Source organism: Streptomyces ureilyticus, from assembly GCF_011045025.1.
Taxonomy (GTDB): domain Bacteria; phylum Actinomycetota; class Actinomycetes; order Streptomycetales; family Streptomycetaceae; genus Streptomyces; species Streptomyces ureilyticus.
The window spans coordinates 1-17340 of sequence record NZ_JAAKZX010000088.1 but is presented as its reverse complement, the minus strand read 5'-3'; the positions used below and the strand labels follow the sequence as shown (position 1 = coordinate 17340).

Sequence of the window (17340 nt, the reverse complement as noted above, 5' to 3'; positions counted from 1 at the left end):
GTTCGAGTGTGCTCGGTGCGAGTCGTCGCCGCACGCCGGACGGGCGCTGATAGCCGTGGTCCATGCCGCTCACCTCCAGGACTTCCAGGACCCGGGACCTGCTCCCGAAGGCCGTCGGACCGCTCCGTAGGGCGCTGCTCGCCTCCTCCTCCCTCTGCCTCATCGCGGCGAGCGGCCCCGCGCCGGCGGAACCGCTCGGCATCGGTGACCGCCTCTTCCCGCACCTGGGCAACCCCGGGTACGACGTCATGGCGTACGACCTCGCCTTCAGGTATTCCGGTAAGAACAGTGAGCCGCTGCGGGCGGTCACCACGATCGACGCCCGGACGACAGACTGGTTGGATCAGGTCAATCTTGACTACTCGCACGGAACAGTGCGATCCGTCGAGGTCAACGGCGTGCCCGCGGAGTTCCGCAGCGCGGAGGAGGACTTGGTGGTCACGCCCGCGAAGCGCCTGGCACCCGGCAGTCGGATGCGGATCACGGTGGGCCACGACAGCGATCCGACGCCTGGAGAGGGTGTGGAGAGCGGCTGGGTGCGGACCGAGGACGGGCTGGCCATGGCCAACCAGGTCGACGCCGCGCACCGGATCTTCCCGGGCAACGACCACCCTTCGGACAAGGCGATCTTCACCATCAGTGTCACCGCGCCCGATGCATACAAGGCCGTGGCGAACGGACTGCCGCTGGGGACGGTCCGCCATGCGGGGACCACCACCTGGGCGTACCGAACCGAGCATCCCATGGCCACCGAGCTCGCCCAGGTGTCCATCGGCCGCTCCTCTGTGGCACATAGGAGCGGGCCGGGCGGTCTCCCCGTACGCGATGTCGTGCCCTCCAAGGACCGCAAGAAGCTGAAGTCCTGGCTCAAGAAGACGCCCGAGCAGATCGCCTGGATGGAGCGGAAGGTCGGGCGCTACCCCTTCGAGACGTACGGCCTGTTGATCGCTGAGGCGCGGACCGGCTTCGAACTCGAGACACAAACGCTCTCTCTCTTCGAGAGAGAGCTCTTCACGCGCCCTGAGATCCCGAAGTGGTACGTCGAGTCGATCATGGTGCATGAGCTGGCGCACCAGTGGTTCGGCAACAGCGTCACCCCGCGCACCTGGTCCGACCTGTGGCTGAGCGAAGGGCACGCCACCTGGTACGAGGCCCTGTACGCGCAGGAGACGGCGGACAAGCCCCTTGAGAGACGTATGCGCGATGCCTACCGGGCGTCCGACACCTGGCGGGCCGACGGAGGCCCGCCGGCGGCGCCCAAGGACCCCGATCCCGGCCGGAAGATCAGCCTCCTCAGGCCGAACCTCTACGGCGGCAGCGCCCTGGTCCTGTACGCACTGCGCCAGGAGATCGGCCACCCGGCCTTCGAGCGGCTGGAGCGGACCTGGGTGAGGATCCACCGTGACGGCACCGCGACGACCGCGGACTTCGAGAGCCTCGCCTCGGCCATCGCGGGACGCGATCTGAGAGCTTTCTTCAAGGCCTGGCTGTACGGCAAGAAGACCCCGCCCATGCCGGGGCACCCGGAGTGGCGCAGCGTCGCACCTGGGGAGAAGGGCGCGAAGCCCGCATGACAGCCCTCCACCACGCAGATCAAGAGCCCTCGGTAACTCAGGTGACGAGACGTGGCTGCCGTGCAACCATCATCAGGTCGACGACGCCGCACACCGGGTCTCCGGCATGATCCGCCGGTCGGACTCCCCGGCCGGGAATCTCCGGGCGACCCCGGACGTTGTCTCCAATAACGGACGGCAGTTCGTCGCCCCACAGGTATCCCCATCGACGTAAGGACCCAATGACCTCCTCTTCTTCCCCTTCCCAGGACAAGCAGAGCCTCGCGCAGAACCAACCCGAACGTCTTCGGGCCGATGCCCTGATGGAAGAGGACGTCGCCTGGAGCCATCCGATCGACGGGGAGTGGGACGGCGAGCAGTTCGACCGCTCCGACCGCGCGGCACTCCGTCGTGTCGCGGGCCTCTCCACCGAGCTCGAGGACGTCACCGAGGTCGAGTACCGGCAGCTGCGCCTTGAGCGAGTGGTGCTCGTCGGAGTGTGGACCTCGGGGACCGCGGCCGACGCGGACAACTCCCTCGCGGAGCTGGCCGCCCTCGCGGAGACGGCCGGTGCTCTGGTGCTCGACGGCGTGATCCAGCGCCGCGACAAGGCGGACCCGGCCACGTACATCGGCTCCGGCAAGGCCAACGAGCTGCGTGACATCGTGCTCGAGACCGGCGCGGACACCGTTATCTGCGACGGTGAGCTCTCGCCGGGACAGCTGATCCATCTCGAAGACGTCGTCAAGGTCAAGGTGATCGACCGGACCGCTCTGATCCTCGACATCTTCGCCCAGCACGCCAAGTCCCGAGAGGGCAAGGCACAGGTCGCGCTCGCGCAGATGCAGTACATGCTGCCGAGGCTGCGAGGCTGGGGTCAGTCGCTGTCCCGTCAGATGGGCGGCGGCAAGGGCGGTGGCCTCGCCACCCGCGGTCCCGGTGAGACCAAGATCGAGACGGACCGACGTCGCATCCGCGAGAAGATGGCGAAGATGCGCCGGGAGATCGCGGCCCTGAAGACCGGCCGCGACATCCAGCGCCGGGAGCGCCGTCGCAAGAAGGTGCCCTCGGTCGCCATCGCCGGCTACACCAACGCGGGCAAGTCCTCGCTGCTGAACCGGCTGACGGGCGCGGGCGTCCTGGTCGAGAACGCGCTGTTCGCGACCCTCGACCCGACCGTGCGCCGGGCCGAGACACCCACCGGGCGGCTCTACACGCTCGCGGACACCGTCGGGTTCGTACGACACCTGCCGCACCACCTCGTCGAGGCGTTCCGCTCCACGATGGAGGAGGTCGGCGACTCCGACCTGATCCTGCACGTGGTCGACGGCGCCCACCCGGCGCCGGAGGAGCAGCTGGCCGCCGTGCGCGAGGTCATCCGTGACGTGGGCGCGACCGGCGTACCGGAGATCGTGGTGATCAACAAGGCGGACGCGGCCGATCCGCTGGTGCTTCAGCGGCTGCTGCGGATCGAGAAGCGCTCCATCGCGGTCTCGGCCCGTACGGGCCAGGGCATCGACGAGCTGCTCGCGCTGATCGACGTCGAACTCCCGCACCCCTCGGTCGAGATCGAGGCACTCGTGCCGTACACACACGGCCGACTCGTCGCCCGGGCCTACACCGACGGCGAGGTGATCTCCGAGGAGCACACCCCGGAGGGCACGCTGCTCAAGGTACGGGTGCACGAGGAACTGGCGGCTGAGCTGGCACCGTACGTTCCGGCGCCCGCCGTCTGAACACAGAGCCCCTCCGACCCGGAGAGCTCCTCATGATGAAGGCCCGCCCCCTCTCGTAGGGGGGCGGGCCTTCACATGTCAGAGTGCGGTCACTGCCCCGCGAACTTCTCGCTCACCGCGTCGTAGATCCCCTTGGCTTCCTCGCCCAGGTGCGGGCCCGCCAGCCAGCCCGCGGTGATCGGGCCGATCGAGGTGTTGGACACCAGCGCGGGCTTGCCGTCGGAGCCCGTCGCCACCCAGCCGCCGCCGGACGAACCGCCGGTCATGGTGCAGCCGATGCGGTACATCGTCGGCTCGGACTTGGCCAGTGAGAGCCGCCCCGGCTCATCCTTGCACTGGTACATCGTCTCGCCGTCGAACGGCTTCGCGGCCGGGTAACCCGTCGCCGTGATGCTGCCGACCTCGGACACGGCCGGAGCGTCGAAGTCCACCGGGAGGGCCGAACCGACGGTCTCCTCCAGGGACTTGCCGCCGCTGCCCTCCTCCGGCGTCACATGAATGACGGCGAAGTCGTACGAGGCACCCTGGCCACCCGTCGCGCCGCCCTGCTCGATCCACTGGTCCGAGGTCTGCGCCCAGTCACCCCACCAGACGCCGTACGGAGCGACTTCCTCCTGGGTGGCGTTCGTGAGTTCCGCCGCCGACTTGGCGTCATTGTTGTACGAGGGCACGAAGGCGATGTTGCGATACCAGCCGCCGGACTTGCCGGCGTGCACGCAGTGGCCCGCGGTCCACACGAGGTTCGACTTGCCCGGGTTGGCCGGATCCTCGACCACGGTCGCCGAGCAGACCATCGTGCCCTGCGGGGAGTCGAAGAACACCTTGCCCGCCTCGGGGGCGTTGTCGTGGTACGCCGCCTGCACGGCCTGCGCCTCCACGGGCGCCGGTTCCGGGTCGGTGACCCCCTGGTCACCCGCCAGATCGCTGTCGTCGACGCCCTTGCCCTGGTCCGGGTCCTCGGCCTCGCGCATACGGTCCGGGTCCCACAGGTCCTCGATGATCGGATTGACGAAGTCGCCGGCCTCGCGCAGCCAGTCGTCCCTGTCCCAGTTCTTCCAGGCGCCGCCCTTCCACTGGTCCAGGTCGATCCCGTGCTCCTTGAGCCTGTCCTGGAGGCCCTCCGGGATCTGGATCTTGTCGTCGCCGCCGGTGGTCGCGGAGGCGGACGCCTCGCCGCCCGCGTTCGCGTCGTCGCCCGATTCACAGGCGGTGGCCGTCAGGGCCAGTGCGGTGGCCAGGCCGACCGCCGCCAGCACGGGGGAGGGCCCGCGGCGCGTGCTCTTCCCTCGACGGGCGGCGAATAGCGGGCGTATGGATCGCATGGTGTAACTCCCCCTGGACGTAACGAGATTGCTGGGCTGCCATTTGCAGCTTCGTACGGATCTGCCGTCCCGGACTTGCCTGGACGGGACCGTTTTGGCCGTTCAACTGGGATCGCCGAACGGCACCACACACTATGCCGTCGCTGTGGGGGACTTCCGATGGAACGGCAACGGTTCCGTCACGGCATGGATCTTCGTCCCGCCGTTGCCACTCAGGGTCCACGTCGTTGGTACGTACGGGGGCGTTCCGCCTGCGTACGTCCCCTGCCGCCCGCTCGGGTGGACGAGCAACTCGCCTCTGGACAGCGGGAGGACCGACAACGTGGCCGTGATCGAGTCTGCGCCCGACGTGGCGCTTGCGATGCGCGAGGCCGAGGTCGCGCCCGTGACGCAAGAGGGGATTCTGCGGCGGCAGTCGGCGCGTGAGTCCGCGGCGCGCACCTATGCGCGCGCCCTGCCGATCGTGCCTGTCCGGGCACGTGGGCTGACGATCGAGGGAGCCGACGGGTCGCGCTACCTCGACTGCCTTTCGGGCTCGGGGAGTTTGGCCCTCGGGCACAACCACCCGGTCGTGCTGGAAGCGATCAGGAAGGTCCTCGACTCGGGGGCGCCGCTGCACGTCCTCGATCTGGCCACACCCGTCAAGGACGCGTTCACCACCGAGCTGTTCCGTACGATGCCGCCCGGTTTCGCCGACCATGGACGCGTGCAGTTCTGCGAGCCCACGGGCACAGACGCGGTCGAGGCCGCCCTGAAGCTGGCATGCGCCGCGACCGGGCACACCGGGGTCGTCGCCTTCTCCGGCGCCCACCACGGCGTGACCGCGGGGGCGCTCGAAGCATCCGGGGGCGCGTCGGATGTACGGCTCACGCGCCTACCTTTTCCGCAGGACTACCGTTGCCCGTTCGGCGTCGGCGGCGAGCGGGGCGCCGAACTCGCCGCACGCTGGACGGAGTCCCTCCTCGACGACCCCGAGTCCGGGGGCCCCAGACCCGCCGGGGTGATCGTGGAACCGGTGCAGGGCGAGGGCGGAGTGATTCCGGCGCGCGACGACTGGATGCGGCGGATGCGGGACATCACGTCCGCCCGCTCCATCCCCCTGATCGTCGACGAGGCCCAGACGGGCGTTGGCCGGACCGGCGCCTTCTGGGCGGTGGAACACAGTGGCATCACACCCGATGTGATGGTCCTCTCCGAGGCCATCGGCGGCAGCCTGCCGCTGGCCGTCGTGGTCTGTCGCGATGACCTCGACGTGCGGCAACCCGGCGCCCACGCCGACACGTTCCGCGGCAATCAGCTCGCCATGGCAGCCGGCGCGGCGACCCTCGCATACGTCCGGGAGAACCGCCTCGCCGAGCGCGCCGCCCGCCTGGGCGCCCGCATGCTGGCCCAACTGCGCGGCCTGGCAGCCGACTTCCCGTGCATCGGTGACGTACGCGGCCGAGGACTGATGATCGGCGTCGAACTCGTCGACCCGGAGGAAGTACCCAAGTCCGCAGCCGAAGTCGCCGAAACCGCCGGGGGCACCGTCGGCGGGCCGCGCCCCGCCGCCCCCGAGCTCGCGGTCGCCGTTCAGCGGGAGTGCCTGCGCCGCGGCCTGATCGTGGAACTCGGCGGACGACACTCCAGCGTCGTGCGGCTGCTCCCGCCTCTGACCATCACCGACGAGCAGGCGAACGCGGTGCTCGAGCGGCTGTCGGAAGCAGTCGCGGCGGTCGCGGCGGCACCAACCGGCCTGTGAGCGGAGGGTTTTGAGCATGGCGGGCGTGCCGGCCATGGCGAGTCGGCCCGGCGCGCGGCACGGGCCGAGCGGGTCGGACAGGTCGCCGCACGGTGATACCGCACGGCATCGCCCAATCGTCCAGGGGCCCGAACGCCACGGAAGGGCCACTCGGACACCGCGATCACACCACCCGAAGCACCCACGAATCGCCCAGCTCCAACGCAAGCCGGAACAGCCCCAGTTCGTCGCGGCACGACCCCGAACCACCTCCCAAGGAACTCACGTGAACGCCATCCCTGCACCCCACAGCCACACCCGAACTTTCGAGCCGCGTCCGGGGGCAGAATCCGTCCCCCGGCAGCAGGGAGAGCCCGGGCCCGGGGAGTCCGTACGGCTGCGCGGTGCCGTCGGCCTGGACCTGCTGGACCACGCCGATCCGCACATCGCCGGCCAGGCCGCAGCCGTGGAGAACCTGCTGCGCTGCTGGGTACGTGAGAACGACCTTCCTGCTCCGAAAGACGGCATCCTCCGCATCCAACTCCCTGCCAGCGGCACTGCCCTGGTCGTCCCGGTGCACTACTGGTCCCCCACAGGCTGGCACCGCCTTGGCCCCCCTCACCTTTCCGACGCACCCCACCAGGCACCTCCCACAGATGCGGCCACTCTGGCGGCGCTCCTCGGACGAGAGACCCTGGCGGACGGTACGGAGGGCGGGGCGGAGAACAAGGCAGGCGACAGCGGCGACTTGGTGCGCCGCGTCGCCGACTCAGCCCAGCGCACCGTCACGTTCATCCGTGACCGCAGGGAGCACCCCGCCGACGGCTCGGATCTCTTCCTCTCCGCCGAACAGTCGCTCCTTCTCGGTCACCCGCTGCACCCCACCCCGAAGAGCCGCGAGGGACTTTCCGAGGCCGAATCCCGGCTCTACTCACCCGAGTCACGCGGCTCCTTTCCCCTGCACTGGATGGCTGTCGCTCCCTCCGTACTCGCCACCGAATCGGCCTGGACCGAGCGTGGCCGTCCCGTACCCGCCCAGCAGCTCACCGCCCGGCACGCCGGCCCCGGACTGCCACTGCCCGACGGGTACGCCGCCCTTCCGATGCACCCCTGGCAGATCCGCGAGGTCCGCCACCGCTCCGCGACAGCGAAACTGCTGGACGCCGGTCTGCTCCAGGACCTCGGTCCCCATGGCGCCCCCTGGCACCCCACCTCCTCCGTACGCACCCTCTACCGCTCCGGCGCCCCCGCGATGCTGAAGCTCTCGCTGGGCCTGTGCATCACCAACTCCCGCCGGGAGAACCTCCGCAAGGAACTTCATCGCGGCGTCGAGGTCCACCGCCTGCTGCGTACCGGCCTCGCCGAACAGTGGAAGGCGGAACACCCGGGCTTCGACATCGTCCGCGACCCGGCCTGGCTCGCCGTCGACGCCCCGGACGGTAGCCCCGTGCCCGGTCTCGACGTGATGCTCCGCCACAACCCGTTCACGCCGACGGACTCCGTCTCCTGCGTCGCCGGACTCGTCTCCGTCAGGCCTGAGGACCCAGCTGGCGAAGCGTCCGGAGCTGAGCAGGGCAGGCCCACGATGCGGTCACGGCTCAGCGAGATCGTTACCCACCTCGCCGGGCGCACCGGACGCTCTCGCGGCGCCGTCGCCACTGAGTGGTTCCTCCGCTACCTGGAACAGGTGATCCGCCCCGTCCTCTGGCTCGACAGCGAGGCAGGCATCGCGCTGGAGGCCCACCAGCAGAACACCCTGGTCCTGCTGGACCCGCAGGGCTGGCCCGCGGGCGGCCGCTACCGTGACAACCAGGGCTACTATTTCCGCGAGTCCCGGCGCGCGGAGCTGGACAAACGGCTCCCTGGTATCGGCGAGCACAGCGACACCTTCGTCTCCGACGAGGTCACCGACGAACGCTTCGCCTATTACCTCGCCATCAACAACGTGCTCGGCCTCATCGGCGCCTTCGGCTCCCAAGGCCTCGCCGACGAGCGGCTGTTGCTCGCCGCCTTCCGCCGCTTCCTCGCCAATGTCGCCTCCGGCCCTGCCCGCCTGCGTACACCCCTTCCCGCCTGCCTGCTCGACTCACCCATGTTGCGCTGCAAGGCCAACCTGCTGACCCGGCTGCACGGGCTCGACGAACTCATCGGCCCGGTGGACACCCAGTCCGTCTACGTCACCATCGCCAACCCCCTTCATTACTGAGGAACATGACCCACCCCGACTCCTGAGAGGAGCGTCGCCGTGCCTCCCACCGATGCGAGCACCGACGCCGGTACCGCCGCCCCCAACACCTCTTTCGGCAGCGACCCGGGCCCCGACATGGACAGCCAGGACACACTCGACCTGCGTCTGCCCGACGAACTCGTCGCCCTTTTCGCCGAGGAAGCTGAAGCAGCCCGGGGAGCCGAGCGCGCAGCGGAACAGCGCGAAGGGACAGGCACGGCGAAGCCCGGCATCCTCACGCCGACGACCGTCACCCCGACCGGTGACGACCTCCTCGACGGTGTCGGCGGGTGGGGCCCCATCGCCAGCCCCGTCGGCCACTTCCACCTCGTCCCCGTACGCATCGACCGTGACCTGACGCTCATCAGCCGCTGGATGAACGACCCCGCCGTTGCGGCGTTCTGGGAGCTGGCGGGACCCGAGACGGTCGCCGAGGATCACCTGCGCGCCCAGCTCGACGGGGACGGCCGCAGCGTTCCCTGTCTCGGCGTGCTGGACGGCACGCCGGTGAGCTACTGGGAGATCTACCGCGCGGACCTCGACCGACTGGCCCGCCACTATCCCGCTCGTCTCCATGACACAGGAATCCACCTCCTCATCGGTGCTGTCGCCAACCGCGGGCGGGGACTCGGCTCAGCATTGCTCAGAGCCGTCTCCGACCTCGTACTCGACCGGCGCCCCTCGTGCACACGCGTCGTCGCGGAACCCGATCTTCGCAACACCCCCTCCGTGTCCGCCTTTCTGAGCGCAGGCTTCCGGTTCTCCGCCGAGGTCGACCTGCCCGACAAGCGGGCCGCCCTCATGGTCCGAGACCGGGCCCTGCGCGATGTGCTGTAGCGCCATCACTTTTGGTACACCGCTCGACCCGATCCGGTTCCCACTCGACCCCGATTCGGTTCTCGGCCGCTTGATCGCGCCACTGCCCCCGGCGTTGATCGCCCGGGTGTCAGTGCGGCGCCGTAGGGTGGACGCGCTATGACAGAGCACTCACTCCCCGAACTCCTGCATGCCGCCGTCACAGCCGTCGGCGGTACGGAGCGCCCTGGCCAGGTGACCATGGCCGAAGCCGTCGCAGAGGCCATCGACGCCGGCTCCCATCTGCTGGTCCAGGCCGGCACCGGTACCGGAAAGTCGCTGGGCTATCTCGTACCCGCGCTCGCGCACGGCGAGCGTGTCGTCGTGGCGACGGCCACCCTGGCGCTTCAGCGGCAGCTCGTGGAGCGGGACCTTCCGCGCACGGTCGACGCGCTGCATCCGCTGCTGCGCCGCCGTCCCGAGTTCGCGATGCTCAAGGGCCGGTCCAACTACCTATGCCTGCACCGTCTGCGTGAGGGCATGCCGCAGGACGAGGAGGAGGGACTCTTCGACCAGTTCGAGGCGGCCGCGCCCACCAGCAAGCTGGGCCAGGACCTACTGCGGCTGCGGGACTGGGCGGACGACACCGAGACGGGCGACCGCGACGACCTCGCCCCCGGAGTCTCGGATCGGGCGTGGTCGCAGATCTCCGTGTCGTCCAGGGAATGCCTGGGCGCCTCGAAGTGCGCGTACGGCGCGGAGTGCTTCGCCGAGATGGCCCGCGAGCGCGCCAAGCTCGCCGAGGTCGTCGTCACCAACCACGCGCTTCTCGCGATCGACGCCATCGAGGGCGCCCCGGTCCTGCCGCAGCATGAGGTGCTGATCGTCGACGAGGCCCATGAGCTGGTCTCGCGCGTCACCGGAGTCGCGACCGGCGAGCTCACCCCCGGCCAGGTCAACCGCGCCGTGCGCCGTGCCGCGAAACTCGTCAACGAAAAGGCCGCCGACCAGCTCCAGACGGCCGCCGAAGGCTTTGAGCGCCTGATGGAGCTGGCCCTGCCGGGCCGTCTGGAGGAGATTCCGGAGGACCTCGGGTACGCGCTGATGGCACTGCGCGACGCCGCCCGTACGGTGATCTCGGCGATGGGGACGACCCGCGACAAGTCCGTCGGCGACGAGGACGCCGTACGCAAACAGGCACTCGCCTCCGTGGAGTCCATCCACGATGTGGCCGAGCGGATCACGAACGGCTCCGAGTGGGACGTCGTATGGTACGAACGCCATGACCGCTTCGGTGCCTCCCTGCGCGTCGCGCCGATGTCCGTATCGGGCCTCCTCAGGGAGAAGCTCTTCGCGGACCGTTCCGTGGTCCTCACGTCGGCGACACTGAAGCTCGGCGGCGACTTCAACGGAGTCGGGGCGTCGTTGGGGCTGGCTCCCGAGGGCACGGAGGGCGAGGACCTCCCGCTGTGGAAGGGCGTCGACGTCGGCTCACCCTTCGACTATCCGAAGCAAGGCATCCTGTACGTCGCCAAGCATCTGTCGCGTCCCGCGCGCGACGGCGACCGCAGGGACATGCTGGACGAGCTGACGGAACTGATCCAGGCGGCGGGCGGCCGGACGCTCGGGCTCTTCTCGTCGATGCGCGCCGCGCAGCTGGCGGCCGAGGAACTGCGCTCCCGTATCCCCGAGTTCCCGATCCTCCTCCAGGGTGAGGAGACCCTGGGCGAACTGATCAAGAACTTCGCGGCCGACCCGAAGACCTGCCTCTTCGGCACCCTCTCGCTATGGCAGGGCGTCGACGTCCCCGGCGCCAGCTGCCAGTTGGTCGTCATGGACAAGATCCCCTTCCCACGCCCGGACGACCCGCTGATGAGCGCCCGCCAGAAGGCCGTCGAGGACGCCGGGGGCAACGGCTTCATGGCCGTCGCCGCCACGCATGCGGCACTGCTCATGGCTCAGGGCGCCGGCCGCCTCGTACGAGCGATGGGGGACCGCGGCGTCGTAGCCGTACTGGATCAGCGCCTGGCCACGGCCCGTTACGGCAGTTATCTGAAGGCGTCACTTCCCGGCTTCTGGTACACGACGGACCGTAACCAGGTACGACGGTCGCTGGCCGTGATCGACGAGGCGGCACGCAAGGCAGAGAGCGAGGACCCCTAAGGACTTACCGTGCTGTCCCCAGGCATGGACCGGGGACAGCACAGGGCCCCGGAACCGGCGCAGTTGGTCCCGGGGCCCGGTCAGGGGCGGAGGGTCAGACCCGCCGCAGCACCGCCACGACCTTCCCGAGGATGGTCGCCTCGTCGCCGGGAATCGGCTGGTACGCGGAGTTGTGAGGCAGCAGCCACACATGGCCGTTCTCGCGCTTGAAGCGCTTGACCGTGGCCTCGCCGTCCAGCATCGCGGCCACGATGTCGCCGTTCTCGGCGACCGGCTGGCGGCGGACCGTCACCCAGTCCCCGTCGCAGATCGCGGCCTCGATCATCGAGTCGCCGACGACCTTGAGGACGAACAGCTCGCCGTCCCCGACCAGCTGCCGCGGCAGCGGGAAGACGTCCTCGACCGACTCCTCGGCGAGGATCGGGCCACCGGCGGCGATCCGGCCGACCAGCGGGACATACGACGCGGCCGGCTTGCCCGCCGTGTCGGTGGGCTGGACCGTGGACTGGTCGGATCCCCGGACCTCGTAGGCGCGGGGCCGGTGCGGGTCGCGCCGCAGGAAGCCCTTGCGTTCGAGTGCCATCAGCTGGTGTGCGACCGAGGAAGTGCTGGAGAGGCCCACGGCCTGTCCGATCTCCCGCATCGACGGCGGGTACCCGCGCCGCTGCACTGAGTCCCTGATGACCTCGATCACCCGGCGCTGCCGGTCGGTGAGTCCGGAGCTGTCCGCCCGGATTCCCGGAGGTCGGCCCGGCAGGGAGCGTGTGGGCTTGGGTCCCTCCTGATTCAATGCTTCATTCATGGCATGCACCGGCTCGAGTCGGCCCTGGGAGCGGTCCTGGGCGGTGATGGTGGCACTGTCTGCGGTGGTGGTCACGGTCGGCCCCTCTCGTTCGTCTCCCTGCTGCACAACGGTAGTTGCTTTCGAAAGGTTGCGCCAAACACACGTTCGAGTGAAAGATTGCGAATCACCTGGCGTGATCATGTGTTTGGGTGTATGGCCAACGCTGTGCCTGGCAGACAAAACGGCTGATTGCTGTACTCTTCGCCGCCGGGGCGACGACCTCGTGAGTCGGCGCCCAGTCTGCCACCCGGTATCCCGTCAACCGGATACCGGCCCCTGTGTGCGGCGCCCACGTTATCCCCGCAGGCCCCGGCGCCGGTATGGGTGTGCGGCACATGTTCGGATCGGTGCCGCATGCGCGCTCGCGGGAAACGACACGCGCGAGCGGGGAAAATTTACGGCCAAACCCCAGATCTAGTGGTTGGGTGGCAATAGCAGCCCAGAAGTTGTGGTCCCCCGGGTCCTCCGGGGTCTGATCATCGCCTATGCTGGGGACTGCTTCGAGGGGCCCAAGTGGCCTTTCGAGGCTATTGAGTCGTGCCGTGAAGGAGGGTTGGAGTTCGATGCACTGCCCCTTCTGCAGGCACCCCGACAGCCGCGTCGTCGACAGCCGTACGACCGACGACGGTACGTCGATCCGCAGGCGCCGCCAGTGTCCGCACTGCTCCCGTCGGTTCACGACGGTGGAGACGTGCTCGCTCATGGTGGTCAAGCGGTCCGGAGTCACCGAACCCTTCAGTCGTACCAAGGTCATCAATGGCGTTCGCAAGGCGTGCCAGGGGCGGCCTGTCACCGAAGACGCACTCGCTCAGCTCGGCCAGCGGGTCGAGGAGGCGGTGCGGGCCACCGGAAGCGCCGAACTGACCACCCATGATGTAGGGCTGGCCATTCTCGGCCCGCTGCAGGAGCTGGACCTCGTCGCCTATCTGCGGTTCGCGTCCGTCTACCGGGCGTTCGACTCGCCGGAGGACTTCGAGGCCGCCATCGCGGAACTCAGGGAACAGACGAAGCGCCCCACCGCGGACGACGATGACGCGGGCGAGGGGCGCCAGGGGAGCGACCGCGGGTCCGGAGGGACTGCCGAAGTCCCCGTGCCCGCACGCGCCGGCGACTGACCAGCGGGCCGACTCGCGTCGGCCGGTCGACGGCGATTCAGGGACCTGTTGTGAGCGGTCGCGCTTGCGCTGCGCGCAACACAGACACACACCGTGCCCGGGAAGAACGAGGCACTTCAGGGCGTTTTGGCCCGATACAGGGAGGCGGCATGACAGAGACGGCGAGCGGTCCGGCACGGAGTACCCGAGCCAAGGGCACCAAGGCGAACAAGGGGCTGCGGATCGAGCGCATCCACACCACCCCGGGCGTGCATCCGTACGACGAGGTGGAGTGGGCGCGTCGTGACGTCGTCATGACCAACTGGCGCGACGGCTCGGTCAACTTCGAGCAGCGTGGCGTCGAGTTCCCCGAGTTCTGGTCGGTGAACGCGGTCAATATCGTCACCAGCAAGTACTTCCGCGGAGCTGTGGGAACCCCGCAGCGCGAGGTGAGCCTCAAGCAGCTCATCGACCGCATCGTGAAGACCTACCGGAAGGCCGGTGAGGACTACAAGTACTTCGCCTCGCCCGCCGATGCCGAGATCTTCGAGCACGAGCTGGCGTACGCCCTCCTGCACCAGATCTTCAGCTTCAACTCGCCGGTGTGGTTCAACGTCGGCACTCCGCAGCCCCAGCAGGTCTCCGCCTGCTTCATCCTGGCCGTCGACGACTCCATGGACTCGATCCTCGACTGGTACAAGGAAGAGGGCATGATCTTCAAGGGCGGCTCGGGGGCCGGCCTGAACCTCTCGCGTATCCGTTCGTCCAAGGAACTGCTGTCCTCCGGGGGCAACGCCTCCGGTCCGGTCTCCTTCATGCGCGGTGCCGACGCCTCGGCAGGAACGATCAAGTCCGGTGGCGCCACCCGCCGCGCCGCCAAGATGGTCATCCTGGACGTCGACCACCCCGACATCGAGGACTTCATCCAGACCAAGGTCAAGGAAGAAGAGAAGATCCGCGCCCTGCGTGACGCGGGCTTCGACATGGACCTGGGCGGCGACGACATCACGTCCGTCCAGTACCAGAACGCCAACAACTCGGTCCGCGTGAACGACGCCTTCATGAAGGCGGTCGAGAACGGCGAGAAGTTCGGCCTGCGCGCGCGGATGACCGGCGAGGTCATCGAGGAGGTCGACGCCAAGGAGCTCTTCCGCAAGATGGCCGAGGCCGCCTGGGCCTGCGCCGACCCGGGCATCCAGTACGACGACACCATCAACCACTGGCACACGTGCCCGGAGTCCGGCCGTATCAACGGCTCGAACCCGTGCAGCGAGTACATGCACCTGGACAACACGTCCTGCAACCTCGCCTCGTTGAACCTGATGAAGTTCCTGAAGGACGACGGCTTGGGCAACCAGGCCTTCGAGGTCGAGCGCTTCTCCAAGGTTGTCGAGCTCGTCATCACGGCGATGGACATCTCCATCTGCTTCGCGGACTTCCCGACCCAGAAGATCGCCGAGAACACCCGCGCCTACCGTCAGCTGGGCATCGGTTACGCCAACCTCGGCGCCCTCCTGATGGCCACGGGCCACGCGTACGACTCCGACGGCGGCCGGTCCCTGGCCGGCGCCATCACCTCCCTGATGACGGGCACGTCGTACAAGCGCTCCGCGGAACTCGCCGCGGTCGTCGGCCCGTACGACGGCTACGCCCGCAACGCGCAGCCGCACCAGCGCGTCATGAAGCAGCACTCCGACGCCAACGCCGTGGCCGTCCGCGTGGACGACCTGGACACCCCGGTCTGGGCCGCCGCCACGGAGGCCTGGCAGGACGTCGTCCGTCTCGGTGCGAAGAACGGTTTCCGTAACGCCCAGGCATCCGTCATCGCCCCGACCGGCACGATCGGTCTGGCGATGTCCTGCGACACCACCGGCCTCGAGCCCGACCTGGCACTGGTCAAGTTCAAGAAGCTGGTCGGCGGCGGCTCGATGCAGATCGTCAACGGCACCGTGCCGCAGGCCCTGCGACGCCTGGGTTACCAGGAGGAGCAGGTCGAGGCGATCGTCGATCACATCGCCGAGCACGGCAATGTGATCGACGCCCCCGGTCTCAGGCCCGAGCACTACGAGGTCTTCGACTGCGCCATGGGCGAGCGTTCCATCTCCGCGATGGGCCACGTCCGCATGATGGCCGCGATTCAGCCCTGGATCTCCGGCGCGCTCTCCAAGACGGTCAACCTCCCGGAGTCGGCGACTGTCGAGGACGTCGAGGAGGTCTACTTCGAGGCATGGAAGATGGGCGTCAAGGCGCTCGCGATCTACCGGGACAACTGCAAGGTCGGCCAGCCCCTCTCCGCGAAGAAGTACGAGGAGAAGGTCGCGGAGAAGGCGGAGGAGACCATCCGCGAGACGGTCGAGAAGATCGTCGAGTACCGCCCGGTCCGCAAGCGCCTCCCGAAGGGCCGTCCCGGCATCACCACCTCGTTCACGGTGGGCGGCGCCGAGGGCTACATGACCGCCAACTCCTACCCGGACGACGGGCTCGGCGAGGTCTTCCTGAAGATGTCGAAGCAGGGTTCCACCCTCGCGGGCATGATGGACGCCTTCTCGATCGCCGTCTCCGTAGGCCTGCAGTACGGCGTGCCCCTGGAGACGTACGTTTCGAAGTTCACCAACATGCGCTTCGAGCCGGCCGGTATGACCGACGACCCGGATGTGCGGATGGCGCAGTCGATCGTCGACTACATCTTCCGCCGCCTGGCGCTGGACTTCCTGCCCTTCGAGACCCGTTCCGCGCTCGGCATCCACTCCGCCCCCGAGCGTCAGCGTCACCTGGAGACCGGTTCGTACGAGCCGTCCGACGACGAGCTCGACGTCGAGGGTCTCGCCCAGTCCGCGCCCCGTGCGCAGGAACTGAAGGCGGTCTCTTCCCCGAGGGCCGAGGTCGAGGCGGCCAAGCCCGCCCCGCAGCAGGCGCACACCAACGCCGAGTTGGTGGAGATGCAGCTGGGCATCCAGGCGGACGCCCCTCTGTGCTTCTCCTGCGGTACGAAGATGCAGCGGGCCGGGTCCTGCTACATCTGCGAGGGCTGCGGCTCCACAAGCGGCTGCAGCTGACCCATAACCGTAAGGGGCGTACGCCTGGCCGTACGCCCCTTACGGCTTGAGCGGGTCAGGATGCGTGGCGGCTGCCCATGGTCCTTGCGAAGGTCGCCGGGTCCGTGTCGAAGCCTCGGACGCCGGGGTGGAAAGACCACTCTCCGGAGTCGTCGCGTACGAACTCGGCGACTGTCGCGGACGTCGCTCCCAGTACGCCGCCGAAGTCGTCCTCGGCCAGGACGGTGTAGCCCTCGCTGATGCGCAGCGACGGGTTGTGCACCCCGACGAAGGTCCTGCGTCCGAAGCGCTGCTGGATGCAGACGCCGACGACCACGCGCGCGTACCGCTCGTCGAGGCGGCCGAGCTCCAGGGTCATCACCTCGTCCCAGCCGAAGCCCTTGCCGTCCTTGCTGTCCCGGTTGAGGGTGATGGTGCCGTCCGGGGACCGGCTGTCGAAGTGCACTACGTAGTCGGGGTTTTCGTGTGTGTCCGTCGCCAAGTAGGTTGCGGCGACGAGGTCGAGATCGGTGGGTGGCTCACCGGCGGGACTCGGGTCCCACTTCACCCCGACCTCGACCTTGCTGATGCCCTTGTTGAGGCCGTCCACCAGATCTCCCTCCTGGTCCTCTGTGACAGTCGCCCCAACTGCCGGGCAGCTGAGGCGTGTTGTCCATCGTGTCACGCACCAGGGGGCGCTCGTGCGGATGTACTGCGCCAGAGCGTGACCAAGGCCACGTTCTGTGGCCTTACGATGGCGCGGTGCTGGTCAAGTGGATTCGCTGCACCGTGGTGGACCGCCGCGGTTTTGAACGGGGGCAGCGGAAATGGGCGGGGCTTCTGGGGGAGCC

The 17340-nt window shown here is 68.7% G+C and carries 11 protein-coding genes and 1 pseudogene; 9 read left to right on the top strand and 3 right to left on the bottom strand.

Annotated elements, in window-relative coordinates; all coding sequences use genetic code 11:
* The first annotated feature begins 62 nt into the window (after positions 1 to 62).
* Both G6048_RS25445 and hflX read left to right on the top strand, forming a co-directional pair.
* A complete protein-coding gene (locus G6048_RS25445; protein ID WP_165341911.1) occupies positions 63 to 1574 on the top strand; it encodes a M1 family metallopeptidase in 1512 nt (503 codons plus the stop codon).
* A 221-nt stretch (positions 1575 to 1795) separates the two neighbouring features.
* Positions 1796 to 3289 (top strand): GTPase HflX, encoded by a 1494-nt coding sequence (gene hflX, locus G6048_RS25440; protein ID WP_165341910.1) that lies wholly within the window; start codon positions 1796 to 1798, stop codon positions 3287 to 3289.
* 89 nt (positions 3290 to 3378) lie between these two features.
* Here the strand turns inward: hflX and G6048_RS25435 are convergent, their stop codons facing one another.
* Positions 3379 to 4611: a trypsin-like serine peptidase gene (locus tag G6048_RS25435; RefSeq protein ID WP_165341909.1), complete on the bottom strand. Its 1233-nt coding sequence runs from the start codon at positions 4609 to 4611 to the stop codon at positions 3379 to 3381.
* 322 nt (positions 4612 to 4933) lie between these two features.
* On the opposite strand from G6048_RS25435, the gene G6048_RS25430 reads away from it, so the two are divergent.
* From G6048_RS25430 to G6048_RS25415, 4 genes are all read left to right on the top strand, one after another.
* A complete protein-coding gene (locus G6048_RS25430; RefSeq protein ID WP_408056168.1) occupies positions 4934 to 6352 on the top strand; it encodes a diaminobutyrate--2-oxoglutarate transaminase family protein in 1419 nt (472 codons plus the stop codon).
* Positions 6353 to 6617: 265 nt separating this feature from the next.
* Positions 6618 to 8537: an IucA/IucC family protein gene (locus G6048_RS25425; protein WP_408056167.1), complete on the top strand. Its 1920-nt coding sequence runs from the start codon at positions 6618 to 6620 to the stop codon at positions 8535 to 8537.
* 39 nt (positions 8538 to 8576) lie between these two features.
* Positions 8577 to 9395 (top strand): GNAT family N-acetyltransferase, encoded by an 819-nt coding sequence (locus tag G6048_RS25420; RefSeq protein WP_165341908.1) that lies wholly within the window; start codon positions 8577 to 8579, stop codon positions 9393 to 9395.
* A gap of 138 nt (positions 9396 to 9533) precedes the next feature.
* Entirely contained in the window at positions 9534 to 11516 is a 1983-nt protein-coding gene (locus tag G6048_RS25415) for an ATP-dependent DNA helicase (protein ID WP_165341907.1), read from the top strand.
* A gap of 94 nt (positions 11517 to 11610) precedes the next feature.
* Here the strand turns inward: G6048_RS25415 and lexA are convergent, their stop codons facing one another.
* Positions 11611 to 12393 (bottom strand): transcriptional repressor LexA, encoded by a 783-nt coding sequence (lexA, locus tag G6048_RS25410; RefSeq protein ID WP_033318887.1) that lies wholly within the window; start codon positions 12391 to 12393, stop codon positions 11611 to 11613.
* Between the two features lie 530 nt (positions 12394 to 12923).
* Here lexA and nrdR point away from each other — a divergent pair.
* Positions 12924 to 13475, top strand: coding sequence for a transcriptional regulator NrdR (nrdR, locus tag G6048_RS25405; protein ID WP_165341906.1), 552 nt, complete (start codon positions 12924 to 12926; stop codon positions 13473 to 13475).
* A 149-nt stretch (positions 13476 to 13624) separates the two neighbouring features.
* Complete coding sequence (locus G6048_RS25400; protein WP_165341905.1) at positions 13625 to 16510, top strand: vitamin B12-dependent ribonucleotide reductase; 2886 nt, start codon at positions 13625 to 13627, stop codon at positions 16508 to 16510.
* 55 nt (positions 16511 to 16565) lie between these two features.
* Here the strand turns inward: G6048_RS25400 and G6048_RS25395 are convergent, their stop codons facing one another.
* Positions 16566 to 17102 (bottom strand): TerD family protein, encoded by a 537-nt coding sequence (locus tag G6048_RS25395; protein ID WP_206342115.1) that lies wholly within the window; start codon positions 17100 to 17102, stop codon positions 16566 to 16568.
* A gap of 149 nt (positions 17103 to 17251) precedes the next feature.
* On the opposite strand from G6048_RS25395, the pseudogene G6048_RS25390 reads away from it, so the two are divergent.
* Positions 17252 to 17340: pseudogene (locus tag G6048_RS25390) on the top strand (DUF4937 domain-containing protein); the annotation flags it as partial.